Annotated in this window: 27 protein-coding genes and 1 tRNA gene; 14 read left to right on the top strand and 14 right to left on the bottom strand. The window is 63.6% G+C overall.

All coding sequences use genetic code 11. The features are described from left to right. Positions 1–378: 378 nt before the first annotated feature. Positions 379–783, bottom strand: coding sequence for a hypothetical protein (locus tag Y882_RS16965; RefSeq protein WP_046973138.1), 405 nt, complete (start codon positions 781–783; stop codon positions 379–381). A gap of 75 nt (positions 784–858) precedes the next feature. On the opposite strand from Y882_RS16965, the gene Y882_RS16960 reads away from it, so the two are divergent. Together Y882_RS16960 and recQ are read left to right on the top strand one after the other, a co-directional pair. Next, positions 859–1,209, top strand: coding sequence for an MGMT family protein (locus Y882_RS16960; protein WP_046973137.1), 351 nt, complete (start codon positions 859–861; stop codon positions 1,207–1,209). A gap of 189 nt (positions 1,210–1,398) precedes the next feature. After that, the gene (gene recQ, locus Y882_RS16955; RefSeq protein ID WP_046973136.1) at positions 1,399–3,216 is read left to right on the top strand and encodes a DNA helicase RecQ; all 1,818 of its coding nucleotides are present in this window, start codon (positions 1,399–1,401) and stop codon (positions 3,214–3,216) included. 88 nt (positions 3,217–3,304) lie between these two features. Here the strand turns inward: recQ and Y882_RS16950 are convergent, their stop codons facing one another. Beyond that, positions 3,305–3,562, bottom strand: coding sequence for a hypothetical protein (locus Y882_RS16950; RefSeq protein ID WP_046973135.1), 258 nt, complete (start codon positions 3,560–3,562; stop codon positions 3,305–3,307). A 223-nt stretch (positions 3,563–3,785) separates the two neighbouring features. Next, a complete protein-coding gene (locus Y882_RS16945) occupies positions 3,786–5,447 on the bottom strand; it encodes a M28 family metallopeptidase (RefSeq protein WP_046973134.1) in 1,662 nt (553 codons plus the stop codon). 292 nt (positions 5,448–5,739) lie between these two features. On the opposite strand from Y882_RS16945, the gene Y882_RS16940 reads away from it, so the two are divergent. From Y882_RS16940 to Y882_RS16920, 5 genes are all read left to right on the top strand, one after another. After that, positions 5,740–6,135 (top strand): HU family DNA-binding protein, encoded by a 396-nt coding sequence (locus Y882_RS16940; protein ID WP_046973133.1) that lies wholly within the window; start codon positions 5,740–5,742, stop codon positions 6,133–6,135. Positions 6,136–6,634: 499 nt separating this feature from the next. Continuing rightward, positions 6,635–7,063 carry a phasin family protein gene (locus Y882_RS16935; protein WP_046973132.1) on the top strand — a complete coding sequence of 143 codons (429 nt, stop codon included), beginning with the start codon at positions 6,635–6,637 and terminating at the stop codon, positions 7,061–7,063. A 515-nt stretch (positions 7,064–7,578) separates the two neighbouring features. Then, positions 7,579–8,247: a DUF1045 domain-containing protein gene (locus tag Y882_RS16930; protein ID WP_046973131.1), complete on the top strand. Its 669-nt coding sequence runs from the start codon at positions 7,579–7,581 to the stop codon at positions 8,245–8,247. Between the two features lie 224 nt (positions 8,248–8,471). Then, positions 8,472–8,930 (top strand): host attachment protein, encoded by a 459-nt coding sequence (locus Y882_RS16925; protein ID WP_046973130.1) that lies wholly within the window; start codon positions 8,472–8,474, stop codon positions 8,928–8,930. 238 nt (positions 8,931–9,168) lie between these two features. Further along, a complete protein-coding gene (locus Y882_RS16920) occupies positions 9,169–10,764 on the top strand; it encodes an MASE1 domain-containing protein (RefSeq protein ID WP_046973129.1) in 1,596 nt (531 codons plus the stop codon). 27 nt (positions 10,765–10,791) lie between these two features. Here the strand turns inward: Y882_RS16920 and Y882_RS16915 are convergent, their stop codons facing one another. The 11 genes from Y882_RS16915 to ftsY form a co-directional block, all read right to left on the bottom strand. Next, positions 10,792–11,253 carry a hypothetical protein gene (locus tag Y882_RS16915; RefSeq protein ID WP_244466373.1) on the bottom strand — a complete coding sequence of 154 codons (462 nt, stop codon included), beginning with the start codon at positions 11,251–11,253 and terminating at the stop codon, positions 10,792–10,794. Between the two features lie 436 nt (positions 11,254–11,689). Continuing rightward, complete coding sequence (locus Y882_RS16910; protein ID WP_052950109.1) at positions 11,690–11,902, bottom strand: hypothetical protein; 213 nt, start codon at positions 11,900–11,902, stop codon at positions 11,690–11,692. A 190-nt stretch (positions 11,903–12,092) separates the two neighbouring features. Next, positions 12,093–12,407: a HigA family addiction module antitoxin gene (locus Y882_RS16905; protein ID WP_046973127.1), complete on the bottom strand. Its 315-nt coding sequence runs from the start codon at positions 12,405–12,407 to the stop codon at positions 12,093–12,095. Between the two features lie 1,355 nt (positions 12,408–13,762). Further along, positions 13,763–14,191, bottom strand: coding sequence for an HD domain-containing protein (locus Y882_RS16895; protein ID WP_046973125.1), 429 nt, complete (start codon positions 14,189–14,191; stop codon positions 13,763–13,765). A gap of 92 nt (positions 14,192–14,283) precedes the next feature. Further along, positions 14,284–14,694, bottom strand: a complete 411-nt coding sequence (locus tag Y882_RS16890; RefSeq protein WP_211259206.1) for a hypothetical protein — start codon at positions 14,692–14,694, stop codon at positions 14,284–14,286. 91 nt (positions 14,695–14,785) lie between these two features. Then, entirely contained in the window at positions 14,786–15,256 is a 471-nt protein-coding gene (locus Y882_RS16885; RefSeq protein WP_046973124.1) for a hypothetical protein, read from the bottom strand. A gap of 922 nt (positions 15,257–16,178) precedes the next feature. Continuing rightward, positions 16,179–16,254, bottom strand: a tRNA-Phe gene (locus Y882_RS16875). A gap of 63 nt (positions 16,255–16,317) precedes the next feature. After that, a complete protein-coding gene (locus tag Y882_RS16870; RefSeq protein WP_046973122.1) occupies positions 16,318–16,596 on the bottom strand; it encodes an oxidative damage protection protein in 279 nt (92 codons plus the stop codon). Positions 16,597–16,620: 24 nt separating this feature from the next. Beyond that, a complete protein-coding gene (gene mutY / locus Y882_RS16865) occupies positions 16,621–17,652 on the bottom strand; it encodes an A/G-specific adenine glycosylase (protein WP_046973121.1) in 1,032 nt (343 codons plus the stop codon). Beyond that, on the bottom strand, positions 17,649–18,743 hold the full coding sequence (locus Y882_RS16860) for an AsmA family protein (protein WP_046973120.1): 1,095 nt from the start codon (positions 18,741–18,743) through the stop codon (positions 17,649–17,651). Before Y882_RS16860 ends, mutY begins: the two co-directional genes overlap by 4 nt. 13 nt (positions 18,744–18,756) lie before the next feature. Continuing rightward, a complete protein-coding gene (gene ftsY, locus Y882_RS16855; protein WP_046973119.1) occupies positions 18,757–19,905 on the bottom strand; it encodes a signal recognition particle-docking protein FtsY in 1,149 nt (382 codons plus the stop codon). Positions 19,906–19,970: 65 nt separating this feature from the next. Here ftsY and rsmD point away from each other — a divergent pair, with 65 nt between their 5' ends. The 7 genes from rsmD to Y882_RS16820 form a co-directional block, all read left to right on the top strand. Then, a complete protein-coding gene (gene rsmD, locus Y882_RS16850; RefSeq protein WP_046973118.1) occupies positions 19,971–20,540 on the top strand; it encodes a 16S rRNA (guanine(966)-N(2))-methyltransferase RsmD in 570 nt (189 codons plus the stop codon). Between the two features lie 185 nt (positions 20,541–20,725). After that, positions 20,726–21,253 carry a pantetheine-phosphate adenylyltransferase gene (gene coaD, locus Y882_RS16845; protein ID WP_046973117.1) on the top strand — a complete coding sequence of 176 codons (528 nt, stop codon included), beginning with the start codon at positions 20,726–20,728 and terminating at the stop codon, positions 21,251–21,253. A 252-nt stretch (positions 21,254–21,505) separates the two neighbouring features. Next, a complete protein-coding gene (locus Y882_RS16840) occupies positions 21,506–22,000 on the top strand; it encodes a hypothetical protein (RefSeq protein ID WP_046973116.1) in 495 nt (164 codons plus the stop codon). Positions 22,001–22,141: 141 nt separating this feature from the next. After that, complete coding sequence (locus tag Y882_RS16835; RefSeq protein WP_046973115.1) at positions 22,142–22,438, top strand: YfhL family 4Fe-4S dicluster ferredoxin; 297 nt, start codon at positions 22,142–22,144, stop codon at positions 22,436–22,438. Next, positions 22,435–24,162 (top strand): gamma-glutamyltransferase, encoded by a 1,728-nt coding sequence (gene ggt, locus Y882_RS16830; RefSeq protein WP_046973114.1) that lies wholly within the window; start codon positions 22,435–22,437, stop codon positions 24,160–24,162. The genes Y882_RS16835 and ggt overlap by 4 nt, the downstream gene beginning before the upstream one ends. Positions 24,163–24,164: 2 nt before the next feature. Then, positions 24,165–25,016 (top strand): MBL fold metallo-hydrolase, encoded by an 852-nt coding sequence (locus Y882_RS16825; RefSeq protein WP_046973113.1) that lies wholly within the window; start codon positions 24,165–24,167, stop codon positions 25,014–25,016. Positions 25,017–25,045: 29 nt separating this feature from the next. Beyond that, on the top strand, positions 25,046–26,018 hold a 973-nt coding region (locus Y882_RS16820), incomplete at its 3' end, for a TMEM43 family protein (RefSeq protein WP_046973112.1).

The raw sequence follows: 26,018 nt of genomic DNA, 5'->3' as shown, positions 1-26,018 counted from the left end.
CGCTGCGCAACGCGCCCGAATCGCTGAGGACTTAAAGCGGGGCCTCGCTGCACATCGGCTTGACCCCGCACCTTTCGACTTGGCTACCGCGCTTGGCGCTTGTCTGTGGGAGCGCACCCTGTGCGCGACAGCCACGCCGCGGTGTACCGCTCCGTAGGTCTGTCGCGCACAGGGTGCGCTCCCACAAAAGCCGACAAGTGACGCTAATCCTCGTCCACAGGCCCGCGTGGTTCCCTTGTAGGAGCGCACCTTGTGCGCGACCGCAGCGCTGGGATGTACCGCTCCGTCGGCTGGTCGCGCACAGGGTGCGCTCCTACAGTCGGATTGTGGCCAGCTTGCGGGGGTGAGGGATTGGTCCTGGGTCTAGACCGCCTTCCATCAGAGATCATCGCCCCCAGCCGCGACTATCCTCTCCAGCTGATCCCCCAGCTCGCCCAGCTCCTCGATCAGACGCCTCAATTCCACGGCATCCAGCAGCTCATAGGGCCGGTTTTCGCACAGGTGCAGGTACGGCGAACCATCCAGGTCTGCGACGGCCAGGAAGCCTTTGCGTTGCTCCCAGTTGAAACGCAGGCATCGGCGCGGATCAGCGCCCGCGAGCGGGCCTACCGGGGTGGAGATGCGCAGGTAGCGGCGGCCGGACTCGTCTTCGAGTTCGGCCAGATAGATGCCCTGATGCCGGTCGTGGGGCAAGGTCAGGTCGAAACTGATCAGGTAAGGATCGTTGTGGCGCAGCGCGTGCAAGCTGCCGATGTGGGAACGCACGGCTTCGAAATGGCGCATGGTGCGATCTCCTTGGCAGGTGGAACCAGGCTCGCTACTGTGCCACGACCCGGTGTAAAGAGCCTGTTGAAGATCATGGACAAGCCCAAATCCGACGCACACGCGCGCATCTTTGCTGCCATCGCAGCTATTCCTCCCGGCCGCGTCGCCAGCTACGGCGCGATCGCCGCACGGGCGGGCCTGCCGGGGCGCGCGAGGCTGGTCGGCAGGGCGCTGGGCGAAGTGCCGGACGGCATGGAGCTTCCCTGGTTCCGCGTGCTCCGCTCCAGCGGCCATATCGCTTTTCCCGCCGGCAGCAAGGGCTTTCGCGAGCAGAGCAAGCGCCTGAAAGCGGAGGGCGTGGACGTCAAGAACGGCCGTGTGCCGTTGGCGACCTTCGGTCTGGATGCCAATCTTGATCGTGCGTTGTGGGGCATGCCGGGCTAGATCTGCCCGAGTGGCAAACGTCGGATGCGATCGGTTGCTTGCCGTTGTACTTACACGCGATTGAATGGCTGCGCTTCGTCGGCATTTCCCCGGGCAGTGCGTCGGCTGGCTGACCGACCTGCGTACGTCTTGACAAAGAGCGGCCACGCGAGACGCAAAGCGGCAAACGACTTTTGCTAGCATTCGCCGATGCTTCCTGCCCCTCTCGATATTCTTCAAAGCGTTTTTGGCTACGCGCAATTTCGCGGTCAGCAACAGGCCGTCGTCGAGCAGTTGATCGACGGTGGCGACGCCCTGGTGCTGATGCCTACGGGTGGCGGCAAGTCGCTGTGCTATCAGATTCCTGCGTTGGTGAGGCAGGGCACGGGCATCGTGGTGTCGCCGTTGATCGCCTTGATGCAGGATCAGGTGGATGCGCTGCGCGAAGCCGGCGTTTCCGCGGCTTATCTCAATTCCAGCCTGGGTGCGGAAGACCAGCGCGACGTGGAGCGACGCCTGCTGGCCGGCGAGCTGAACCTGCTTTACGTCGCGCCGGAACGATTGTTGACCTCGCGCTTTCTCGGTTTGCTCGAGAGCACCGAGGTGGCGTTGTTCGCGATCGACGAAGCACATTGCGTGTCGCAATGGGGGCATGATTTCCGCCCTGAGTACCGCGAGTTGGCGGTGCTGCATCAGCGTTTCCCGCAGATTCCGCGCATCGCGCTCACTGCAACGGCCGATCAGCGCACGCGCGATGAAATCGTCGAGCGGCTGGCGCTGCAAGAGGCGCGTCAGTTCGTTTCTAGTTTCGATCGACCGAACATCCGCTATCAGGTTGGCCTGCGCCACAACGCGCGGCGGCAGCTGATGGAATTTCTGGAGCGGCATCGCGGCGAGACGGGCATCGTCTATGCACTCAGCCGGCGGAAGGTGGATGAGACGGCGACATGGCTGACGGAAGCGGGTATCGAGGCGCTGCCTTATCACGCCGGTCTGGATGCCGCGACGCGCAACGCGAACCAGCGGCGTTTTCTGCGCGAAGACGGCGTGGTGATGGTGGCCACGGTGGCGTTCGGCATGGGCATCGACAAGCCCGACGTGCGCTTCGTCGCGCATCTGGATCTGCCGCGCAGCATGGAAGGCTACTATCAGGAAACCGGGCGCGCGGGTCGCGACGGCCTGCCGTCTGAAGCCTGGATGATCTACGGCCTGTCGGACGTGGTGACGATGAGCCAGATGATTGCGCAATCGGAATCGGCGGATGAGCGCAAGCGCGTTGAACGCCAGAAACTGGAATCGCAACTGGCGTATGCGGAAGCCACGCAATGCCGTCGTGAGCTGTTGCTCGCCGCATTCGGCGAATCGTTCCAGGGGCCGTGCGGCCATTGCGACAACTGCATCGAGCCGCCCAAGACCTGGGATGCCACGGTGCCGGCGCAGAAGGCGCTATCGGCGGTGTATCGCAGCGGCCAGCGCTTTGGTTCCGGCCATGTCATCAGCATCCTGCGCGGGGAAGACAGCACGCGCATGACCGACCTGGGACACGATCGACTTTCGACTTTCGGCATCGGCGCCGACATGGATGAAAAGCAGTGGCGCTCGGTGTTCCGCCAGTTGCTCGCGATGGGTTTGCTGGAAGCCGACGCGGAAGGCTTCGGCACGCTGCGCCTGAGCAAGGCGAGCCGCGAGGTGCTGGTGGGCAATCGTTCGGTGCGTCTGCGTGAAGACGCAACGCCGGCACGCGCCACGCGCAAGCGTCGTCGCGACAGTCAGCTGGTGACCGGTGGCAGCCTCGGCGTGGAGGCTTACGAGCAGCCGCTATGGGATGAACTGCGCAAGTTGCGCACGCAGCTGGCGAAGCAGCATGGTGTGCCGCCGTATGTGATTTTCCACGATGCGACCTTGCTGGCGATGCTGCGGGCATTGCCTTCGAACGAGGCGGAGTTGTCGTCGATCAGTGGTGTGGGTAAGGCGAAGCTTGAGCGTTATGGGCGGGATTTTTTGGCGGTGATTAACGCGCACGAGTAGCGGCAGGGGCAGTAGGTGATCCTACCGCGAGCACCCGCCCCTCATCCCGGCCTTCTCCCCGGAGGGGAGAAGGAGAAGTGAAGTGCCTTCAACCGGCCAAACGCCAGCGCGTGCCTTCGCTCGAAACGCGCGAATGCGCCAGGGCCAGCTCGGGGATATAGCGCCACTCGGCCAGTTCGCCAGGGAGGCGCGCCTGCGGGCAGTCCATGCGGATGGCGATGAGCGCGGCTTCTGCCGTTTCGTGGCGGCCCATCTCGTGTTCATCGCACAGCACGCGCCATTGGCGGCCGTGGCGGACGATGCGGAACAGGCCGGATTTCGACGGGTAGACGTATTGCGCCAGCATAGGATTCAACTTTTTTAGTAGTCCGATGGTGCGCAGCTTGCCGTCGATGCATGACCTTCTTGTGATTGCTGTCTGGCTCGACGGTGACTGCCATATTGCCGTTGTGTTTTGCCGTCATCTGAATCAGCTTCGCGTGAAAAACATGTTCCCGAAGGTTGGATCGGTTAAAGAAAAAAGGCCCGCATTGCTGCGGGCCTCTTCGTGTACTGCAACGTAATCGCGGTTACTTGCGCTGCGCTGCCGTGGCGTCGCGGGACGCGCGGAATTCCGAATCCTTGCTCCAGTTCGGCCAGGTGTCGGAGTTGGCGAGGTCGCTGCCGAGCTTGTAGAGGATCTGCAGATCGCGGGCCATGCCGGTGAACGGCCAATCCGCCTGCCATTCGTCGGACGGTTGGTGATAGTGCTTGGCCACGTACTCGTCCTCGGCCGCCTTGCCGGCAGCGAGGCCGCCGTCCACCCAGTCATTGCCCGAGCCGAACGACACCGCCGGCACGCCGCGCTTGGCGAAGGAGAAGTGATCGGAGCGGAAGAAGTGGCCGGCTTCGGGCTTGGGATCGGCCGAATACACCAGGTTCCACTGCTTGGCCGTGGTGGTCAGCTCATCGAGCAGGTCCAGCTTGGCGCTGCCGGAGATGGTGAAGTTGCGCGACGGGCCGTGCGGATCGAGCGCATCCATGTTGATGTCGGCCACAGTGGTGGCCAGCGGGTAGAGCGGCTTGGAGGCGTAGTACTCCGAACCGAGCAGACCCTTCTCTTCGGCGGTGACGTTGAGGAACACCACCGAGCGTTCCGGCTTGGGCTGGCTGGCGAAGGCGCGTGCCAGTTCGATCAAGGCCGCGGTGCCGGTGGCATTGTCCACGGCGCCGTTGTAGATCTTGTCGCCCTTGGCATCGGGTGCGCCCACGCCCAGGTGGTCCCAGTGCGCGCTGTAGATCACCGTCTCGTTCGGGCGCTTGCTGCCCTCGACGCGGCCCACGATGTTGTGGGAGGTGATTACCTTGGAGTTGATCTTGTAGTTGGCCGAGAAGGTCTCGCCCTTGAGCACCACCGGCTTGAAGTCGCGCGTCTGCGCCTGTTTCTTCAGTGCTTCGAAATCGAGGCCGGCGGACTTGAACAGGTCGACCGCCACGTCGCGCTGGATCCACGCTTCCACCGGCGTATGCGCGCTGGCGGGATGGTCGCGCACCACGTCGAACTGGGTGTTGGTGTTGGAGTTGGCCACGGTCGCCCAGCCGTAGGAGGCCGGTGCGGTCTCGTGCACGATCAGCATGCCGGCCGCGCCCTGGCGAGCGGCTTCTTCGTACTTGTAGGTCCAGCGGCCGTAATAGGTCATGGCCTTGCCGCCGAAGTCGCCCACGCCGGTTTCAAAGTCCGGGTCGTTGATCAGCACGACGGCGATCTTGCCCTTGAGGTCCACGCCCTTGAAGTCGTCCCAGTTGCGCTCCGGCGCCTTGACGCCATAACCCACGAACACCAGCGGGGCGTCCTTGATCGACACGGCCTTGGAGCCGTCGAGCGCGGAACGCACGGCGATCTGCTGGCCCTGGGTCAAGGCCTCGGTCTTGCCGTTGACGGTGAACGACAGCGACGGCGTGCCTGCGATATCGGACTGCAGCAGCGGCACGGCCTGCGTCCATTCGCGCTTGCCGTTCTTCAGATCGCCACCGGGCTGCACGCCGGCTGCCTTGAACTGGGCAACCACGTAATCGATGGTCTTGGTTTCGGCCGCCGTAGCGGGGCCGCGGCCTTCGAAGGCGTCGGACGAAAGCGTTTTGACGTCGTCCGACAAACGGTGCGGGTCGAAGGTCGGGGTGGTCGGTGCATCGGCGGCGAACAACGCCGACGTCACGGACAGGGCGAGCAGGGATAAGGCCAATCGCTTCATGGGCAGCACCTAGCGTGGAGACGAAGCTCGATAGTAGAGACGGCTGGCGCCGCCGGTCCATAGCCGCCTGACGTGACGCCGTCGCCGATCGGCGGGGGCGGGCTAGGAAAAGCCCTAAAAAACAGCCTTCCTGAGTGCCCGATCGTGACTTTCTTCACCCCCGACGGGCCAATATCGAAAAAAAACCGCAATTTTTCCGTCTTGCAGCTTGGCGTGATGGGCTGGCATGCCATACATTCCGCATGCCGAGAGGCATCAAACACCATCTCTATCGATCACCACGGGGAAATGTATGGCGAAGGCGCAAAAAGCAGCAGCAAAGAAGAAGGCCGCTCCGAAGGCAGCTCCGAAGGCCGCCAAGGCGGTTGTTCATAAGCCGATCAAGGACGCACTGGGCAAGTCGGGTCTCGTGGCTCACATCGTTGAAGCCAGCGGCGTGGCTGCGAAGGACGTGCGCGCAGTGCTGGCCTCGCTCGAAGGCGCAGTGACGGGCTCGGTGCACAAGAAGGGTGCCGGTCACTTCACCATGCCGGGCCTGCTGAAGATCACGGCCGTCAACGTGCCGGCCAAGCCCAAGCGCAAGGGCATCAACCCGTTCACCAAGGAAGAGCAGTGGTTCGCTGCCAAGCCCGCCACGGTGAAGCTGAAGATCCGCGCGCTGAAGAAGCTCAAGGACGCCGCTCTCTGAGCGTAGTGCTTTACTAGAGCATTCTGGCCAGGTGCGGCCCTAGCGCCGCACCTGGTGTCTCCAACAGTGGTTTATCGCTGCGCATCACGCCGGCCACTGTCACCGACCGCATGCATGCCTGTCGGTACCGATCCCTCGACCCGTCTGCGGATCCTGCGGCAGATCGACGCCCTGGCCTCGATCACCTGCCTTGACCATCCACGCATCATCCTTCTCGTCCACGTCATGCACGTGGGTATGACTGCGTTCGGATAGCTGTGCGCGGTATGCGATACGAAGTTGCGGCGCGCGATGGTTGGCCGTACTTCAGTGGCACGCGGGTCGACGTGTTGGTCGATCAAGGACGCGCCAATCACACATTTCGTTGAGGGCGGAAGGTTCATGCTCCCGTCGCGCAGCTGGTCCATAGTGGCCACAGGTGTCATGGCGACACCGGTGCAAAGCCACCGCCGGAGGGCGCTGGCGCAACCGCAAGACGATCTCCCACTGAGGGCATGACATGGCGAACCCGAGCGATCTCCCGTTGAGCCTCTATAAAGCCAACACCGAGCTTCAGCTGCGCGTGAACAAGCTGGTGATGGAAAACTGGAAGAAGTGGCTGGAGCTGTCCACCCGGGCGATGGACGACGGCATCGCGGAACAACAGGCGCGGGTGGAACAACTGATCAAGGCGCAGGACTGGGCGGCGCTGGCTTCCATGCCCGCCGATACGTTCTGGCGACAGCTGCAGCAGCGCATGGGCGATGCCAGCGTCACCAACCAGATCGCCGCCAACGTGCAGGCGCATTTCGCCAAGGGGCTGCAGGATGCCGTGCAGACCTGGCAGAAGGACACGGCCAGTGCACTCGGTGGCGTCGGCGACATGAGCCTGTCCGAGCCGTGGAAGGACATCCTGTCGCCGTGGGGCAAGTTCCACCCGCTCAGCTGACGGCACTGACTGTGACACCTGGCCACGGAGCCGGGTGTCACGCCGCTCGCCCAGGTCCGCACCCGCTCGGTGCGCGCGTTCGTTCTGCCGACTCCATCGCGTTACCCCGTCGGCGCTCATGGTCAACTCTGCCGCTGCCGTGACGGGCGGTCGTGCCCAAAGGGGATGCGCGACGTGCCCAGCATGTAGCCGACCGATGGGGATCAGGCACGCGCGCGGCCATAGTCCGCGCCGATTCCCCGTCTTGTCACATAGGTTTAGTTAGCTAGGGGGCGCAGTGCCATCAGGTGCTGCCTGCCGACGATCGCGGTACGGGATCGTTGGCAGCGGAATTTTGGACGGGCAGGGGGACGGGTGAGGCGAGGACAGGGCAGGGCGCTTCAGGGCCGGGCCGGCGGCGTGCCGGTCCATGACGTTGCGGGCAAGTCTCGCCTGCGCGCGCCTCGCGCATGGCGCGACGGGCGCCGTCGACTCGGGCCCATGCCGCTGCCGCGGGTATCGATGGTCGGCAGCTGATGCGTTATGCCATCTACTTCTGTCCGGCGCCGGCAAGCGCGCTGGCCGCCCTGGGGCGCGACTGGCTGAGCACCGAACTGGCTGCCAATGGCATTCCAGGGATAGGACTGACGCGTTGGAATGCACTGCTGGCTGATGTGCGGCGCTACGGCTGGCATGCCACCTTGCGATCGCCGTTCACGCTGTCGCCCGATGTGGACCTGGCCGAGTTGCGTCAGGCCCTGCATGTCGTCGCACGGTCACACGCGCCGATCAACCTCACGCTGCGTTGTGCGCGGCTCGCCGGTTTCCCGGCGCTGCGTCCACTGGGCGACAGCAAAGCGGTGCATGCCCTGGCGGCGGCCTGCGTCGAAGCGATCGAGCCGCTACGGCTGCCGCTGGCAGAAAACGATTTCCAGCGTCGCGCCTCCGGGCTCGACGCCATCGAAACTCACTACCTCGGACGTTACGGGTATCCCTACGTGTTTGAACGCTACCGTTTCCACATGACCCTATCGGCGCCGGCTTCCGTCGAGGAGGAACGCGCACTGCAACGCTGGCTGTCGCTGCGCGCATCGATGCTGCCGACCGCGCGCATCGATGCGCTGACCTTGTGCGTGGAGTCCTCACCCGGCGCCGCCTTCGAGCCGTTCGAGCGCATCGCGTTGCACAAGGCGTCGGCGGCCTGAGTTCGAATTGCCGCCTTCCGCGGTAGAAGGCAGGCGGTTCGTCTTGGCGCATTACCCTGCGGATGCGGTGGCTTGCCGACCTGAGTGTCAGGCTCACGTTGGCTTGACGTGTCGAAGGGGATTCTCGAACCTCCCCCGACGGTGTCGACAGCGCCCGGTGCGATCGCCAAACGCGCAGATGTCAGTCGCCCGGCATTCCTGGTGAAACTTCCTGGGAGCGCGTGATGAACAAGACGGTTTGGATCGTGGTTGCCAATCGAGGCGTCGCCCGGCTGTTCCAGGCCCGGCAGCCGACCGGTCCACTGGAGGAACTGGACGCTTTCATCCATCCGGAAGCCCGCCTGCACGAGCAGGACCTGGTCTCGGACCGTCCCGGGCGGGGCTTTGACCGATCCGGCCCGGGCAGCCATGCGGAAGAGCCCGACACCACCATGGTCGAGCTGGAAACCAGCAATTTTGCGCTGGAGCTGTCCCGCTTCCTGCTCAAAGGCCGCACCGATGGGCGCTTCGACGGCTTGATGCTGATCGCCGCGCCGGCCTTCCTGGGCTCGCTGCGGGAACGGCTGGACGGCCCCACCAAGGGCCGCATCATGCTCGAAGTGGCCAAGAACCTGGTCCACCTGGATGCGGCCTCGGTGCGCAGCTACCTGCCCGATCGCCTGTATTCGGCGGTCGCCGGCTGAGTTTTCCCCGGGCGTCGTGCGCTAGCAGCGCAATATTTCACGTCCAAGACCCGTCGCGACTTTCACGACTCGATGCTTAAATGTTTGACGTGGTGCACATTTGCAACAACTGGGTGCGCTACGATAATGGGGCTAGAACGCCGGGGCGTTTCACAGTGCATTCACGCCTCAACCGATGTGATCGGCCGCTTGCGCAGAAGCCCGGCGCAGGCGAGGGAACGACTGACAGGGGGATGCAATGCTGGACGCTCCGTGGGCCAATCTGTGGTTCCGCCGCATCGGCATTGCTGCGTCCTATGGACTGCTGATTGCGCTTGCCCGCCAGGTCACCATTTCGCATTTTGTGCTGGTGGCCGGTATCCATCTGGTCGTGCTCCTGCTGGTGCGCTATCGCGACTGGCCGGCATTGATCGTGGGCGAGACGCTGGCCCTGCTGCCTACCAGCATCGCGTGCGTGGGGATGTATGGCCTGCCGTGGGCCGTACTGTATGCCACGCCCGGCCTGGTCTTCATGGCGCCCTTCGTCTATGTCCTGCGCGAACGCTGGCCCGTATTGGCGTCCAGGGGTTCGCTCAACATGGGGGCCCTGCTTGGGGCGGCGCTGGTCCTTTCCTTCGTGATGACGGCCATCAACATCGGCACCATGTTCATCATGACGCTGCCGGCGGACTATCACCTGCAGGTGGACAAGCTGGCCACCAAGTGGGTGCTGGGCAACTACCTCGGCATCCTGGCGATTACCCCAACCACGCTGTTCGCCTACCAACTGCTGAGCGGTGCGCGCTGGCGTCAGCTGGGCACGCGACTGATCGACAATCGCGCGGTGCTCGACAGCATTTTTCTGGTGGTGCCTGCTCTGTTGCTGCTGGTGTGGATAGGCCTTGAGGCACCCCGCGTCCGGCAGATTGCCCAGGTCGCCATGTTCCTGCCCATCGTGTGGCTGGCCATGCGGCATGGCTGGCAAGGCGCAGCCATCGGGGGCACCGCATCGAGCTTCGCCGTGATGGCCCTGATGCCGGCGACCAACGATCAGCAGACCATGCAGGCCGAGGCGATCGTGGCTTTCGCGATCTCCTCGATGATGCTGCTGGGCGCGCGTATCGGTGCCTTGCACCAGCACGCCGAGCAAGAGCGCATGGACGTACGCATGGCCTTGGCGCTCGCCCAGCGCAACGTGCATATCGGCGAAATGCAGCTGCGCACCACCTCGCTTGCACTTGAGCAGATTCGCGAAACGGTGCAGGCCAGCTTCTCGATGATGATGGGGCGTCTGCGCCACCTGCAGCCGACCATCGAAGATCGCAGCTATCACCGCCAGGCGCTGGTGGCGCAGGACCAGTTGTTCCGGCTTGCCGACAGCCTTTATCCGGTGTCGTGGCGTGAACGCGGCCTGCCGGCTGCCCTGCGCGAAGGCGCCATTCCGCGTGCGCTCGATGAAACGGGCGTGGGCTACTGGTGCGATCTGCGCGGCCCGCTGAGCCGGCTATCGCAGACCCTGCACCTGGCCATCTATCGCCTCGTGGTCGAGGTGGTGGCCGATGCGTGTGCCAAGCGCAACCTCAGCGAGGTCATCGTGCGCGTGCGCTGCGGCGAAAAGCTGGGGCGTCGCTGGGTGCTGATCAGCATCATCTTCCGCGACACCGCCGAAACGTCTTCGCAGGTACGTTGGGATGAGCTGCTGCCGCGCGTGATGCGTTCGACCAGTGGCATGGGTTGGGCCGGTATCCGCGACCGCGCCATGACTTTTGAAGGCGATGCGCGCGAACATCAGATCGCCAATGGCCGTCGGGTCAGCATGCTGATGCTCGATCCGATCACGATCAGCGGCATTTGACACGCCGCTGATCGCCGTACTGCCCACTTACTGGATGTGCGTGGCGCAGGTTTCCGGATCGCAGCTGCTGACCGAGGCTTTCAGTTGCATGGTGCCGTCACTGAGCGCCGTGGCCGTAACCGTCGTTGCCGGATCCTGATACACCGTGGTCGGTGCCGTGGTCGGCGTCGCCGTGGTGGGCACAGCCGGGCCCTGCTGCGGCGTGCTGACCTGCTGCGCGAAACGGCCTACCGGCAGCGTGATGAACTGGCCGCCCGCCGTACCGACGGCGCCGAGCACATTGCCGTTCGCATCATTGATCTGCACGAACTGAATGCCGCCAATGTTGAATACATAGGCGTGGAAGTTCGGATTGCTGCTGACGTCGGACGCATTGGGCCACGACTGGCCGAGGCCGGTAGCGGGCGGCTTGTCGGCGAAGGCAGCTCCGGACGTAGCCAGAGCGAGCACGCCAAAGAGGCATGCGCGACGCGAGAGGGCTTTCAACATAACGGACCCCTTTGTTGGTGATGTGCTCAGACATTGAGCAACGGTGGCGAATGTAGCACCAAGTTTGTCGCATCCCCCGTGACTAGTGGCCGATTCGGCACAACAATTGCGGTAAGCGCGTAAACAGGACCGCGCCAGGCGCGTGCGCCTGAGTGGACGTCCCGCTTCCTGGTTGTGTGGAAGCAGATACCCGAGCGGATTACGGCCAAAATGTGATCTAAATCACAGTTTGGCCGTCTGGGCGACACGCTGAGCAAATGACTGCGACGGCATGTTTTGATCGGACGACTGAGCGTGCCGATTCAAGCCCGCATGGATGCTCCTTGCAGAACAGTTCGACAAAGCGCGTCCAACTGATGGTCTCGCGCCAAAGTCACCAAGGAACTTGTCGTGGCCGGCTTCGGCCTAGGCTCAATCGCGTACAGCACGTCTAACGCTACGGGGCGGGCGCCCCGTGGAAGTTCAGCATGCTCTCGAGCCTGTCCGCGACCCACTCCTGCTCATGAGCAGGCGCGCCATCGAGAATGCTGTCCGCCTCGCCGGCAAAGGCAGGCCAGAATTCCGCCGGATCGGGATGGCTATCGAGGAGCCCAGGAAGATAGGCCTCAATGCGGTTCAGAGCTTTCTGCAGCTGGGCGCGGGTATCCATGGGCGAAACGTATCCCGCGTCTTTCTCACCGGTTGAGACCGGCAATCTTCAGCGATGGTGCCGATGCGTTGGCCGTGCTTTCACTGGGGCGCATCGAGCAAACGGGACCGAGTAACAACGGCGGCGGGACTTTACTGCCTCCGTCCTGATTGTCCGGTCCCGTTTGTCCCCGTTCGCCGTGCGTTTGTCCTCAATCAACGAGCGGACGATAAGCGCGCAGCACGGGCTTCGCCCTTTCCAGATCGTACCGTGCCTGCAATGCCAGCCAGTAAAAGGCAGTGGTGTCGAAAGCGAGGGAAAGGCGGAGGGCGATCTTGGGCGTGATGGGGTGGGTGTCGGCGATGAAGGCTTTGATCTGATGGGAAGGTATGCCCGTTCGACGGGCGAGTTGTGCTGGGTTGAGTGCGCTTGGAATCAGGTAGGCGTGCAACAAGATGTCGCCGGGGGCTCGAAGGGGTTGCGAGGGGTCTACTTCCGAATGCGGGGTGAGCTGGATCAGTTCCATGGTGGTTCTCCCTGTCGGACACGGCCGCGCAGCGGCTCAGGCGCTTACAGCGCTCCGTGTAAGTGAAGGCTTGATTGCTGCGTCAGTGATCGCCCGAGTGCGGCGCATCGCCATGCAGGCCGATGCGCCGCAACGGTGATCATCGGATGCGTGGTGTGCTCACTCGATGCTCGTCACCGAGCAGGCGGGCGTACTGCTGAAGGCAGTGGATGGCCGTGCCCAGGCTGGCCGTGACGGCCGCGGGAAGCGGCCATGGCAGTGGTCTGCCGGGGAATCCCCGCGCCTGCGCGTGACGGCATTGCTCACTGTCGACACGCAAACGCGTGAGGGCGAGCACCGCCAATGCGATGTCACCGCGACTGTGATGACGCGAGGCTTCAGGCCATGCCGTCGCCTTGGATGACGAGGCTCGAGGCAGGGGAGTGAGGGTGTCGCCAGGGGGAACGGACGAGCGAATGCGTCCCGTATGATCGCGGATAGCCATGATCAACTCTCAACTAGTTGGTGATGGTTAGCGGGTCGTGAGTGTGCAACCACTCACGGCCCGCGCCTCATGACCTGGTGGTCATGGTCATTCGCGAGCCGTGCAACACGACAGCGCGAATGACCGACTGACCCTAACAAGCAGGGTTGGCATCGTCTGTCAGGGATAGGCGAGATGGATGTCCGCGTGGCCGCAGGCGAGCGCGAGGGCTCGGGGCTGACAAAATGTCAGCGCCCCTTCCGTTGAAGGCAGAAGAGGGAATGCAACCTTCAGAGCAAACGGGAAGTATGTAGTTGATTCGAACCATGGCGGCGGGACTTAACTACCTCCGTCCCCATTTGTGGTTCTCATAGGCCTCATCTATTTCGTAGATGCTTGCTATTAGCGGTGCAGGTAACAACGCAAGAAACGAAAGCAGGTACCACCTCATTCCCTCTCCGAGGTTCCAGACCTTCATAGCCGCGACGTCCGCTCCGGGTCGAAAGCGGACCTTATGCATCCCAAGAGATTGCCCACTCTCTACTCGCGGCCTGGCCAGGAGCCACTTGAGCGCCACTGACTTAAACATGCGTTCGCTTGCTCCTCAGTGATCTCGTCATCAACCAGATCAAAGTCGCCTCTCATGAAATCGTTCAACAGAGGCTCAACATCAGTATGGCTATCTGACCAAGTGCAGTCCTTCTTTGCTCGCCACAAACCATGCAGTCCAAAGTCGGAAGGCGACGTGCTCACGCTTCTGTAGATTTCTCGCACGCTCCCCGTTGGGTAGCTGACTGCGTAGTATTTGTACTCACTCATGCTGGATTCCCGGGCCTGCGATTGATGATGTGCCCAGCCCAAGCACGTCGATATTAGACATCCACGGACTGGCTTACTCTGCCGTTCCAAGCAAAATTGCGCGGACGACTTTGTATTCCTCAAGCCTCACATAGTCCCGCTCTGTCGGCGCCGCTATGCGCGAAAGATCCATGTTCTCGGCGTTATCGGCTAGCTTTACGGCGAGTGCAATACGATCTTTCTTTGCTCTGTGTGCTGCATCCGATCGGGATTCGCCCCTGCGCTTCGTTAGCGCATCGACAGCAGCGAGCACTTCTTGCGAAAACCCCTCCGCGCCGAGAATCTCCAGAGTCACGTCGGAGTCCTCCACAACATCGTGAAGCACTGCGACGATCCTCTCAGGCGTTGATTGCATTCGAAGCATCACGCGAAGCGGGTGGAGAATGTAAGGCTCTCCGCCTTTATCGACCTGGCACGCGTGTGCCGCAGCCGCGATTGCTATTGCGCGCTCGAGAGTTGCCATATCCTCCACCCCTCCAAATCAAACGCTTGCAGAACTCATGTACCCGTTAAAGGAATGTCCGCTATGGGTCGTTAGCGGACATTACGACCCGATCACTCGAAATCAATCACGACCTGCCGCGTCCCTTCTCCGGGAGGCCCGTAGCGCTTGGCAATCCGGGCGCCCTTCATAAAGGGCGAAGACGCGAGAACTGGCTTAATTGCATCAAACAGCCTGTCTGCATCCGGGCCGTACATGTAGATGTAACCGTCGTGGCCATCGGCAGCGACTTCGTCGCCGTCAAGAATTCCAACGGCGGCACTTTTGATGGCGGATTCAAGTCTGTCTTCCAAGGCAAAAAGCGGCTTGAGATCGGTCGATCCATATCGGAAGTGCACCACTACCGCCTGATCATTGACGCTTGCCGGGCTGGCGGCATTTGCCGATCCCATAACTCCGAATACAGCACCAAGGAGAAGTATCCGTGCGGCCTTCACGCTGACTCCGTTGCTGAGCGAAACCATAGGGACTCCCCGTTTACCCCTACGACCAGAAGGTCCGCTTTGGGTCGGAAGCGGTCACTCAAGTGCACATCACCACCCCAATTCCGGTTGTTCAACCGCCGCCGCGGCAAACCGAAGACTTCTCTGGGTAGGCGCCGACGCACCAATTCTGCCATTGCTTGCGATCCGACTCTCGTTCCGCAGCGTTCGAGCCGTTGTAAACAAATTCGAAGCTCTTCCCTGTGATCTGGTTGAGCACTGCGGACAGGCCGTCATGGACGACCTCAGGGCCGTAGTGCCGGATTCCCTCAAATGCGTCCGGTGCCGTATTGATCAGGCTGAGGTGCTTGATCGGAAGTTTCCGCGTGTCTCCTAGATGCCCCACCAGATATGGAACCGCGTCATTCCCGAGCGACGCGAGCTCGGCGAATGCCTCCTCCTCAGTGGCTTTTCGCGTAGTCGCGTTGATAAGCGGTGTCACCTTCTGGGCCATAGGGTCGTCCGACGACGCGTGATTCGTCGCGCACCCCGCCAGCAACACAACGGCAAGAAATGGCGTCGCCCGACCAATGATTCCGTGCATGCAATCGCTCTCCAACGCTAACAAGACAAACGTCCGCTATGGTTCGGTAGCGGACCTTTTGGGCTCATGCGCTAAGGCGCTCGCGCCATGCCAAAAGTACGTCAACCACCTTGGTATCGTGACTTGGGTTAGGCCCCATCCCAATGTGTTCCGTGCTCAACCAGAGCAAGTAATCGGCGACGTCCCTTCCATCGACGGTGGTCTTGAGAAGCTGGAATACATGGGGCACATAGCTTTCATATTCGTCCCTGGCCTGTGGGACGCCAGCAACGCCAATGGGATCCCACACGTAGTGAAGGACTTCGTCGATTCTTCGGAGTAGCTCTTGGTCTTGTGGCAAAAGTTCCAATGTCTCATCCCTGGTAAGGCTTTCGTTGATGTCCGCTATGGGTTGGAAGCGGACTGTTTCAATTTGCCCCGCCGAAAGCTCTTAGCGCTGGAAATTCCGCTATGACGCCACAGAGTCCAAAAAAAATAGCCGCCTTTAAGGCAAGCTCTCCCCAAGGGAAGGGAGCCGTTCCGTCCGGATTGCTCCAGCCCCCAGGGGCGTCATCATCAGCGGTCACAACGTGCCCTATAAAGGCCCAACCGGCAAATCCAGTCACGGTAAAGATGTACGGAACAGCGAATGCCGACGATAAAACCAAGGCCGTTGATGCGACGACGACTAACAAGACGGCATAGCGGCGACTCGCAGGCATCCTCCCTCCCAAATGCTATCGATTAGGTCCGCTCCGGGTCGGAAGTGGACACTGCTGAACGCCTATTCGTGTGGCTTGTACCAAGCAAATGGGACACAAAGCAAAGGGGACGGAGGTAATTAATTCGAACAATGGCGGCGGGACTTAACTACCTCCGTCCCATTTGTCCGGACACAAAAAAACCGCCGAGAGGGCGGTTTCTTGTAAATCTTTGAATTCAATGGTGGCCGGGGACGGAATCGAACCGCCGACACGGGGATTTTCAATCCCCTGCTCTACCAACTGAGCTACCCGGCCATGCCAGCGTGCGTCGAAGACGCCGCGTGGAGCCGTGCATTAAATCCGAAGCAGGGCGGCTCGTCAAGACTCTGTGGACGGGGCGACGTAGCCTTCGGGCTGTTTCACGTCGCCGCCGAACAGGAATTTTTCCATCTCGGCGCTCAGGAACTGGCGCGACTTGGGGTCCAGCGGATTGAGGCGGTATTCGTTGAGCAGCATGGTCTGGTGGGCCAGCCACTGTTGCCAGGCTTCCTTGGAAATCTCCGCATAGATGCGTTGGCCCAGCGGGCCGGGCCAGGGGGCGAAATCCAGGCCTTCGGCGTCGCGGCCGAGCTTGGCGCAGTGAACGATACGACTCATGCGTGGTGACTCATCGGTAGTGATTCAGAGGTCTTGCAGCAGGGTGCGCACCGGGGCGGGCAGGCCAAGCGCCGCTCGCTCACCGGGATCGCACCAGCGCAGGCTGGCATTATCGGCGATGCGCTGGTGCGCCGTCGCCTCGTCGAACAATAGCGGCTCGACCTTGAGCCGATAGTGGCTGAAAACGTGTACGAACGGCGGCAGCGCGTGCGCGTCGTCGATCCGCGCCAAGGATTCGGCGGTGCGCCACGCGTGATCGTGATCGCTAGCTTCGGGAAGGCTCCATAGACCGGACCACACGCCTTGCTCGCCGCGACGTTCGAGCAACACGCGTCCAGTGGCGTCGCGCAGGATCAGCATCACCGTGTCGCGCGTCGGTATCGCCTTGGTGGGTTTGGCGCTGGGCAGCTGCGCGGTGAGGCCGTCGCGCCTGGCGATGCAGTCGCCCGCCAGCGGGCATCGATCGCACTGCGGTTTGGAGCGCACACATACGGTGGCGCCCAGATCCATGATGGCCTGCGTGTAGTCGGCGGTGCGCCGGGCCGGCGTCAATGCATCGGCGTGTTGCCACAGCGTCTTCTCGATTGCGCTTTGGCCCGGATGTCCGTGGATGCCCAGATGGCGCGTGAGCACACGTTTGACGTTGCCATCGAGGATGGCGAAGCGCAGCCCATGCGCCTGTGCGAGGATCGCGCCCGCGGTGGAGCGGCCGATGCCGGGGAGATCAGCCAGCGCATCGAAATCGCGCGGCAATTCGCCCTGGTGTTTTTCCACGCAGATCTGCGCGGCGCGTTGCAGGAAGCGAGCGCGGCGGTAGTAGCCAAGACCGGACCACAGTGCGAGCACGGTGTCTTCTTCGGCAGCGGCCAGGTCGCGCAGCGTCGGCAGCGCAGCGACAAAACGCTGGAAGTACGGGATGACCGTCACCACCTGCGTCTGCTGCAGCATCACTTCCGACAACCACACGCGATAGGCGTCGCGCGGATGCTGCCAGGGCAGATCCTTGCGGCCGTGTTCGTCGAACCAGGCCAGCAATGCAGCGGCGAATGGATTCATGGCGACTTGCGCGCGGGCTTGGCCGGCGTGGGTTTCGCCGTTGCCGGTTTCGGCGGCGGCGCCGTGCTGGCCGCGGCGGCGGGCACATCGGTGCCTGCCTGGATGGTGAGGCCTTCGACGCTGATGTCGCCAGCCTCGATGCTGGCCACTTCCGCATGTCCGTTGCCGGGTGGCACGGTCAGTCGCGGACCGTCGTCGTGATCCAGTTGCGACCACCAATTGGCCAGGGCCAACGGCGGGATATGCAGGTCGGCGTGATTGTCCGGGCCGTCCAGCTTCAGCGCGAGCATCAGCGGATCGCTCTGGTCGGCGGGCGTGAGCTGGATCACCGCATCGTATTCGCCGGCGTTGGCGTGATCGAGCTTGCCCGACAGCTGCGCGGATGCATCGGCAGCGCCGCGCCAACGCGCGTCGCCTGTGAGGTGCAGAGTGAGCGTGGTGCTGTGTGCCACGTAGAGCGCGATGTTCTGCAGCAGCAGCGAGCCGTTCTTGATGCTGGGCGTCACCGACAGCCGCAATTGGGTGGGAATGCCTTGCGCATCCTTCGCCGTGATGCTGAGCGGAAACGCATGATTGGCGGCGAGGCGACCGGCATCGAGCTCCACATCGCCGAGCAGCATCTGGTTGCCGCGCACCAGGCTGCCGCGCGTGATGTGCACGCCGGCATCGATGCTCGGTATCGCTGCGGGTACGGCGGAAGGGCCGGAGGGCAGGTCGTCCAGCCATGATTGCAAGGCATCGAGGTCGACGCGTGGCGAGTCGATCTGCATCTGCGAAATCACCGTTTCGCCGTGCAGCAGCGTGCGCCATGGCAACGCAAGCGTGCCGCGCGCGGCGAGCAGGATGGGCATGTTGGCGTTGCGCGCGCTGAGCGTGATGCCTTCGAGCTCGAGCGCGGGACGCGGAAACAATGCGGGCGTGGCGGGGCTGGCGAGGCTCAGCTCAAGGCCGGCATCCTGCGCCTGCTGCTGCAGCATCGCGGTGATGCGTTCGGGTTGCAGCAGCACGTGTACCGCGATCAGCGCGACCGCCACCAACAGCAGCGTGGCGCTGCTGAGCACGATAAGGGCGAGGCGGAGCCAGCGCGGCACCCGTCAGCGCTCCTCAGCCTTGACCCAGGCTGGCGGGAAGCAGGCCGTCGACATAAGCCTCGGCGTCGAACACGCGCAGATCGGTGGCGGTTTCGCCAAGGCCCACGTAACGGATCGGCAGGCCGAATTCACGCGCCAGGGCAAACACCACGCCGCCCTTGGCGGTGCCATCGAGCTTGGTCACCACCAGGCCGCTGACGCCGACGATCTGGCGGAACTGGCGCACCTGGCTCACGGCGTTCTGGCCGGTGGTGCCGTCGATCACCATCAGCACTTCGTGCGGCGCCGCGGTGTCGATTTTCTTGAGCACGCGGGCGATCTTGCCCAGCTCGTCCATCAGGCCGCCCTGCGTGTGCAGGCGGCCGGCGGTGTCGGCGATCAGCACATCGGCATTGCGCGAACGAGCGGCCTGCAGTGCGTCGAAGATCACGCTGGCGGCGTCGGCGTCCTGGCCCTGCGAAATCACCGGCACCTTGTTGCGCTCGCCCCAGGTCTTGAGCTGCTCCACCGCGGCGGCGCGGAAGGTGTCGCCGGCAGCGAGCATCACCTGGCGTCCCTCGTCGCGATAACGACGCGCGAGCTTGCCGATGGTGGTGGTCTTGCCGACGCCGTTGATGCCCACGGTGAGGATCACGTACGGCTTGAGGCCGCTGACATCCAGCGGTGTTTCGACCGGACGCAACATGGCAATCAGCGACTGGCGCAGCGCGGCCAGCAGCGCGCCCGCATCGGCGAACTCGCGCTTGTGCATGCGCTTGCGCAGATCCTCCACCAGCGTGGTGCTCGCCTCGACGCCGACGTCGGCGGTGATCAGCGTGGTTTCCAGCTCGTCCAGCAGGTCGTCGTCCAGCTTGGGATGACGGATGAACAGCGAGGTGAGGCTGCGTGCAAACCCGCTGCCGGACAGGCGCTCGCGCCAGCTGCGCTTGGACGGGGCGGCGGCTTCGACAACCGCGGCCAGTTCGGTGGCGATGTCTTCGGCGGGCGCGTCCGGAGCAGGCGGCGTCTCGGCCAGCGCTTCGTCCAGCGTGGGACTGGCGTGATCGAGCGAGACGGCATCCGTGTCGTGCGCGAAGCCGGCTGCCGGAGCGATCTCGTCCGCAGGCGCGGTCGACTGGCCCGGTGCGGCGTCAGCGGGTTTCTTCTTCCAGAACTTGAGCATTGCGGCAGCGATTCAAAGACAATGGCCCGCATGCTACCACCCCCTTCCAAACTCACCGCTGAGCCATGGCGCCCATGAAGGGCGCGAGCGGGCGCATCCGCATCATTGGCGGACAGTTGCGCAATTCACGCCTTGATGTGCCCGATCTGCCCGGCCTGCGCCCCACGCCGGAGCGCGTGCGCGAGACCTTGTTCAACTGGCTGGTGCCGGTGATCGATGGGGCGCGCTGCCTGGATTTGTGTGCCGGGACCGGGGCGCTGGGCGTGGAGGCGCTGTCGCGTGGCGCGGCTGGCGTGCAGTTTGTCGAGCGTGATGCGCGGGCCGCCCAGGCGCTGCGGGACAATCTGGCGCGGCTGAAGGCCAGCGGTGGGCAGGTTGCCGCGATCGACGCGCAGGTCTATCTGCAGGGCGCCGCGCAGCCGTTTGGGGTGGTGTTTCTTGACCCGCCGTTTGCCCTGGATCTGTGGACGCCTTTGACCCGGCAGCTGGAGCAGGGTGGTTGGTTGGCGCCGTCGGCGTGGATCTATGTGGAGGCGCCCCGGCAGGGGGTGCCTGTGGTGCCTGGCAATTGGGTCGAGCATCGGCAGGGGGCGGCGGGTGAGGTGGTCTACACCTTGTATCGACGGGGTGGGTGATGCGCGACCAGCGCCAGGAGCGGGTACACCGGGGCGTTGCAGTCGCGCACAGGGTGCGCTCCCACAAGGGTAGGGTGGGGCTGTGGGGGCTTGGGGCCATGGATTTCCGGGTTTAGGAAACAGGCTAGGCGGATGCCTCGAACGGGCCTAAGCTAGCCGCCCCTCCGCTGACAGTGACTCGTCACGTGAACAAGCCGCCGGTCAACCAGCGTCTCGCCGTTTACCCGGGTACCTTCGATCCCATCACCAACGGCCATGCCGACCTGGTGGCGCGTGCCGCGCCGCTGTTCGAGCGGATCATCGTGGCGGTGGCCGACAGCCCCAACAAGGGCCGGGGACCGGGCTTCAGCCTCAACGAGCGGATCGCCCTGGCGCGACTGGCGCTGGCCGACCTGCGGAACGTGGAAGTGCGCGGCTTCGACGGCCTGCTGGCGCATTTTGTCGAAGAAGTGGGCGCCGGCGTGATCATCCGCGGCCTGCGCGCCGTCTCCGATTTCGAATACGAATTCCAGCTGGCCAGCATGAACCGCCATCTGATTCCCCAGGCCGAGACCCTGTTTCTCACCCCGGCCGAGCAGTACAGCTTCATCTCCTCGACCCTGGTGCGCGAGATCGGACGTCTGGGCGGCGATATCTCCGGTTTCGTGCACCCCGCCGTGCAGCAGGCGATGCGCCAGCGCTGGCACCGGGACCGCGCGGCCTCGGAAGACTGAGCACCCCGTAAACCCGCAGTGCAACACGTCTGACGGTGTCCGGCGCGGGCGTCGTCGTGTATCCTCGCCCGCATCCTGCGGACAGGACAGTCGCTCGCCGCGGATCAGGGGTAGGCAAGGTTTTGCTGGCGGCACGGCTGCCATGGAACCGGTTGATTCCCTCGGTCCAACAAGGCTCTGTCGCATGACGGCCGAAAGGTCGGTTATCCAACGGATCCCATGACCAGATTTCATCATTCCAGGGTGACCACCATGTACAAGTACGCTCTTCTCGCCGCCATCGCGATCACCGGCATCACTGCCTGCAGCCAGCAGGACGAGTCCGCCCAGCAGCCGACCGAGCAGGTCGCCGCCGTCACCAAGCCGACCGATCCGAACGATTCCAAGGCCTGGAACGCCTACCTCGGCCAGATCGTCCAGAAGAACATGCAGGGCATGACGGCCGACCGTCCGTTCCCGTACCTGGTGCCGGGCGGCGATACCGAAGACGCCAACGCGCTGCGCCAGCGCCAGCTCGAGCAGGTGCAGGACACCGTCGCCCGCGGCGTGCTGCCGGGCAACATGCTGGTGTTCGCCGGCCCCGATTCGGCCAAGACCTCCGAGTTCGTGACCGATGCCTTCAAGGACGCCAAGGCCGGTTCCTTCAAGGACGTGATCGTGCTGGTCATCGGCGACGCCGGCGACAAGGACAAGGTGACCGCGGCGCTGCAGCCGACCGGCGCCACGATCCGTTACGTGAACATGTAAGTTCCGGTTTCCGGAGCGGTTTTGAAGCCCGCGGTGCGAAAGTGCCGCGGGCTTTTGTTTTTCCCGAGCGCATCCATGTTGATCGTTCCAACCGCCGAATCTTGCGGCGCACCATCCGCGCCCACCATGTAAACTCAGCGAATGTCCCTGAAAATCCTCGATACCTGCGTCAATTGCGACGTCTGCGAACCGGTTTGTCCGAACAAGGCGATCTCGCTGGGCGAGGAGTACTACGTGATCGATCCGTCGCTGTGCACGGAATGCATCGGTCACTACGACGAACCGCAATGCGTGGATGTGTGCCCGGTCGAGTGCATCATCGTCGACCCCGAGCACACCGAAACCCACGATCAGCTCGACCTCAAGTACCGATTCCTGATGGCGCAGGGCGATAGCGCGGCGCCGTCGGGTCATGTATCCACAAAGGACGACGCATGAAGCACCCGTTGAACTGGCGCGTGACGCTGCTGGCCCTGCTTGTTTCCTCCAGCGTTGCATACGCCGACAGCCGCCCAGCAGTTGCTCCTGCGCCCTCAGCTCCTTCCCATGTCATTGCCCAGCGGCCCGGCCACGCCGGTATCGCCAGTGCGAATTTCCACGCCACCGATGCCGGCCTCGAAGTGCTGGCCAAGGGTGGCAATGCGTTCGACGCGGCCATTGCGGTGGCCTCTACGCTGTCCATCGTGGAGCCGGAAAGTTCAGGCATCGGCGGCGGTTTCATGGCGGTGTTGCATCGCGCCTCGGACGGCAAGGACATCTTCATCGACGCGCGCGAAACTTCGCCGGCCGCGGTGAACGTCAAGGACTATCTCAACAAGGACGGCTCGCCCAATCGCGACACCGCGCTGAACGGGCCGCTGTCCGCCGGCATTCCCGGTGAACCCGCCGGCCTTGCGTGGCTGGCCAAGCACTACGGCAAGCTGCCGCTGAAGGATTCGCTGACGCCGGCGATCCGCCTGGCGCGTGACGGCTTCCAGCCGGATGGCCGCCTGATCAATGCGATCAGCGAGCGCCAGCAGGATATCCAGCGCTGGCCGGCGTCGGTGGCCAAGTACCTGCCGAACGGCAAGCCGCCGGTCGCCGGGCAGGTCTGGCGCGATCCGGATCAGGCCCGCACGCTGGAAGTGCTGGGTGAGCAGGGCGCCGATGGTTTCTATCGCGGCGAGATCGGCAAGAAGCTGGTGGACGCCGTGCGCGCCGCTGGCGGCAACTGGACCGCGAAGGACCTGGAGAGCTACCAGGTGAAGGAGCGCACGCCGATCACGGTGGACTATCGCGGCTACCGCGTGGTCACCGCGCCGCCGGCGTCGTCCGGTGGCGTCGCCGTGGCGGAGATCCTCAATATTCTTTCCGGCTACGACCTCAGCAAGCTCGATGAAGCCCATCGCACGCACCTGGTCATCGAAGCCATGCGTCGCGCGTTCCGGGACCATAACGACTACCTCGGCGATCCGGATTTCGTGAAGATGCCGCTGGACATGCTGCTGTCGCCTTACTACGCGGCCGGCCTGCGCATGACCATCCTGCCCGACAAGGCGACGCCCTCGTCGATGCTGCCGGGCAGCACCGGCGTGGATCCGGGCATGCACACCACGCATTTCTCGGTGATCGACAAGGACGGCAACATCGCCTCGATCACCTCGACGGTGAACTACACGATGGGCTCCACCTTCGTGGCCGACGGCACCGGCGTGCTGCTCAACGACGAGATGGACGACTTCGCGCTGGTGCCCAACAAGCCCAACGTCTACGGCCTGCTCGGCAGCGAGGCGAATGCGCCGGCGCCGGGCAAGCGCATGCTGTCGTCGATGACGCCGAGCATCGTGTTCGGCGCCGACCGCGTCGGCGTGATCGGTTCGCCGGGCGGCTCGACCATCATCACCCAGGTGCTGGAAGGCATCCTGGCTTTTATGGACGGCAAGAATGCGCAGGGCATCGCCGCGCAGAAGCGCTACCACCATCAGTACATGCCCGATCGCGTGGATGTGGAGCCGGGCACCTTCGATGCGGCCACCGCTGATTCGCTCAAGCAGATGGGCCATGAACTGAAGGAACGTAGCCCCTGGGGTTACATGAACGTGGTGACGTGGGATCTGAAGACCAACAAGCTTGATGCGGCCAGCGATCCGCGGCGCGAGTCGGGCCTGGGCAAGGTGCAGTAACGATGGAACTGTGGTCGCTCACCGGCAATTCGCAGCAGCTTGATGGCGGCGCCATGTTCGGCAATGCGCCGAAGGCGCTGTGGTCACGCTGGATCAAGCCCGATGCGGAGAATCGCATTCCGCTCGCCTGCCGCTGCCTGCTGGTGAAAAACCTCGACGGCAAGAACCTGTTGTTCGAGACCGGCATTGGTGCGTTCTTCGAGCCTGCTCTGCGCGAACGCTATGGCGTAGTGGAAGACCGCCACGTGCTGCTCGACTCCCTGGCTGAAGCCGGCCTCACGCACGAAGACATCGATGCCGTGGTGTTGTCGCATCTGCACTTCGACCACGCCGGCGGTTTGCTTGCCGCGTGGGAGCAGGGACAGTCGCCGCGCCTGCTGTTTCCCAAGGCCACCTATATCGTCGGCGCCGAGCACTGGCGTCGCGCGTTGCAGCCGCATCCGCGTGATCGTGCCTCGTTCGTGCCGGAACTGCAGCCACTGCTCGAAGCGAGCGGCCGGCTTGAGCTGGTTGAGGGCGAGCGCTCCAAGGCGCTGGGTGATGCGGTTCGTTTCAGCTATTCGGAAGGCCACACGCCTGGCTTGATGTTGGCGGAAGTGGCCGGCGTGGTGTTCTGCGCCGATCTCATCCCGGGGCGCTTCTGGGTGCACCTGCCGATTACGATGGGCTACGACCGCTATCCGGAAAAGCTGATCGAAGAGAAGCGCGCGTTCCTGGACGACAAGTTGGCCCGCGATGTGCGTCTGTTCTTCACGCATGACCACGACTGCGCCGTGGCGCGTGTGGTGCGGGACGAGAAAGGCCGTTACGGTACGACAGACGAGCAAGTAGCGATGCGGGGACAGGCGGCCTGAGCGGTCGCCCACAGGGGGAGGGGATCACCATGCAGCCTTGGTTGCGACGCGTATTCGGAGTGCTGCTGTTGTTGGCGGGTGCAGGGCTGGTTGCGATGACCGAGCAGGGCTTGCTCGACAATCGCCATGCCTCCGATCGCCACGGCGGACAGATTTTCGACCTGGGCGGCGGCGATGCATCGTCCGCAGGTCATCACGGCAACCTGGTGCGCGTCAGCGGCGCCGTGCGGGTGATCGAAGAGCCGTTTGACCCTGAATTCGGACAGCGCGCGCATGCGCCGGTGTTGATCCGTCACGTCGAGATGTTCCAGTGGCGCGAGCTGCGGCTCGGCGGCGACGTGCACTACGAACAGGACTGGGTCGATCGCCCAATCGACTCGCGGGGTTTTGCGCATACGTCGGGCCATGTGAATCCCGAGCAGTTTCCGATCGAAGGCAAGCAATTTGATTCGGGCCAGGCGCGCGTAGGCAACTACGTGCTGTCCGCGCCGCTGCTACATGCCTTGCTCGGCGGCGAGTTGATCGCGCCGAACATCAAGACGCTGCCGACGAATCTGGCGGCGAGCTTTGCGCCGAACGGCAACTACTTCACTACCAGCGAGCATCCTGATCATCCGCAGCTGGGCGATCTGCGCGTCAGCTGGGAGGCGGTGCCGGCGCAGGTGGTCACGGTGTTCGCGCAGATCAACGGCGACCAGCTGGTTCCGTCCGCGAGTGCCACCGACGGCAAGGGTTTCGACGTGCAGATCGGCGAGCGCTCGCTGGTCGACGTGGTGCCCGATGTTCCCGCGCCGCCTTCGTTCGTATGGGCACGCCGCATCGGCGGTTTGCTGCTGGCCATGCTGGGCGCGCTGCTGTTGTTGCCCGAGCGTCCGCGTACGCATCACGATGCCTTGCTTGCCGTCGGCAGCGGTGCGCTGCTGATTTCCGCCGTTGCTTGCGTGATGTGGTTGGGGACGGATATGGCGGTGGGGGGGGCGGGGGTTGGGGGGGGGGAGGGGG

The sequence above is a fragment of the Dyella japonica DSM 16301 genome (genome assembly GCF_001010355.1).
Lineage (GTDB): Bacteria > Pseudomonadota > Gammaproteobacteria > Xanthomonadales > Rhodanobacteraceae > Dyella > Dyella japonica.
This window is presented reverse-complemented; position numbering and strand designations above follow the sequence as displayed.

Excerpts from the sequence above, each read along its gene's own strand:
- Y882_RS16965 (WP_046973138.1), bottom strand. The coding sequence starts at position 783 with ATGCGCCATTTCGAAGCCGTGCGTTCCCACATCGGCAGCTTGCACGCG.
- Y882_RS16960 (WP_046973137.1), top strand. The coding sequence starts at position 859 with ATGGACAAGCCCAAATCCGACGCACACGCGCGCATCTTTGCTGCCATC.
- recQ (WP_046973136.1), top strand. The coding sequence starts at position 1,399 with ATGCTTCCTGCCCCTCTCGATATTCTTCAAAGCGTTTTTGGCTACGCG.
- Y882_RS16950 (WP_046973135.1), bottom strand. The coding sequence starts at position 3,562 with ATGCTGGCGCAATACGTCTACCCGTCGAAATCCGGCCTGTTCCGCATC.
- Y882_RS16945 (WP_046973134.1), bottom strand. The coding sequence starts at position 5,447 with ATGAAGCGATTGGCCTTATCCCTGCTCGCCCTGTCCGTGACGTCGGCG.
- Y882_RS16940 (WP_046973133.1), top strand. The coding sequence starts at position 5,740 with ATGGCGAAGGCGCAAAAAGCAGCAGCAAAGAAGAAGGCCGCTCCGAAG.
- Y882_RS16935 (WP_046973132.1), top strand. The coding sequence starts at position 6,635 with ATGGCGAACCCGAGCGATCTCCCGTTGAGCCTCTATAAAGCCAACACC.
- Y882_RS16930 (WP_046973131.1), top strand. The coding sequence starts at position 7,579 with ATGCGTTATGCCATCTACTTCTGTCCGGCGCCGGCAAGCGCGCTGGCC.
- Y882_RS16925 (WP_046973130.1), top strand. The coding sequence starts at position 8,472 with ATGAACAAGACGGTTTGGATCGTGGTTGCCAATCGAGGCGTCGCCCGG.
- Y882_RS16920 (WP_046973129.1), top strand. The coding sequence starts at position 9,169 with ATGCTGGACGCTCCGTGGGCCAATCTGTGGTTCCGCCGCATCGGCATT.
- Y882_RS16915 (WP_244466373.1), bottom strand. The coding sequence starts at position 11,253 with ATGTTGAAAGCCCTCTCGCGTCGCGCATGCCTCTTTGGCGTGCTCGCT.
- Y882_RS16910 (WP_052950109.1), bottom strand. The coding sequence starts at position 11,902 with ATGGATACCCGCGCCCAGCTGCAGAAAGCTCTGAACCGCATTGAGGCC.
- Y882_RS16905 (WP_046973127.1), bottom strand. The coding sequence starts at position 12,407 with ATGGAACTGATCCAGCTCACCCCGCATTCGGAAGTAGACCCCTCGCAA.
- Y882_RS16895 (WP_046973125.1), bottom strand. The coding sequence starts at position 14,191 with ATGGCAACTCTCGAGCGCGCAATAGCAATCGCGGCTGCGGCACACGCG.
- Y882_RS16890 (WP_211259206.1), bottom strand. The coding sequence starts at position 14,694 with ATGGTTTCGCTCAGCAACGGAGTCAGCGTGAAGGCCGCACGGATACTT.
- Y882_RS16885 (WP_046973124.1), bottom strand. The coding sequence starts at position 15,256 with ATGCACGGAATCATTGGTCGGGCGACGCCATTTCTTGCCGTTGTGTTG.
- Y882_RS16870 (WP_046973122.1), bottom strand. The coding sequence starts at position 16,596 with ATGAGTCGTATCGTTCACTGCGCCAAGCTCGGCCGCGACGCCGAAGGC.
- mutY (WP_046973121.1), bottom strand. The coding sequence starts at position 17,652 with ATGAATCCATTCGCCGCTGCATTGCTGGCCTGGTTCGACGAACACGGC.
- ftsY (WP_046973119.1), bottom strand. The coding sequence starts at position 19,905 with ATGCTCAAGTTCTGGAAGAAGAAACCCGCTGACGCCGCACCGGGCCAG.
- rsmD (WP_046973118.1), top strand. The coding sequence starts at position 19,971 with ATGGCGCCCATGAAGGGCGCGAGCGGGCGCATCCGCATCATTGGCGGA.
- Y882_RS16840 (WP_046973116.1), top strand. The coding sequence starts at position 21,506 with ATGTACAAGTACGCTCTTCTCGCCGCCATCGCGATCACCGGCATCACT.
- Y882_RS16835 (WP_046973115.1), top strand. The coding sequence starts at position 22,142 with ATGTCCCTGAAAATCCTCGATACCTGCGTCAATTGCGACGTCTGCGAA.
- ggt (WP_046973114.1), top strand. The coding sequence starts at position 22,435 with ATGAAGCACCCGTTGAACTGGCGCGTGACGCTGCTGGCCCTGCTTGTT.
- Y882_RS16825 (WP_046973113.1), top strand. The coding sequence starts at position 24,165 with ATGGAACTGTGGTCGCTCACCGGCAATTCGCAGCAGCTTGATGGCGGC.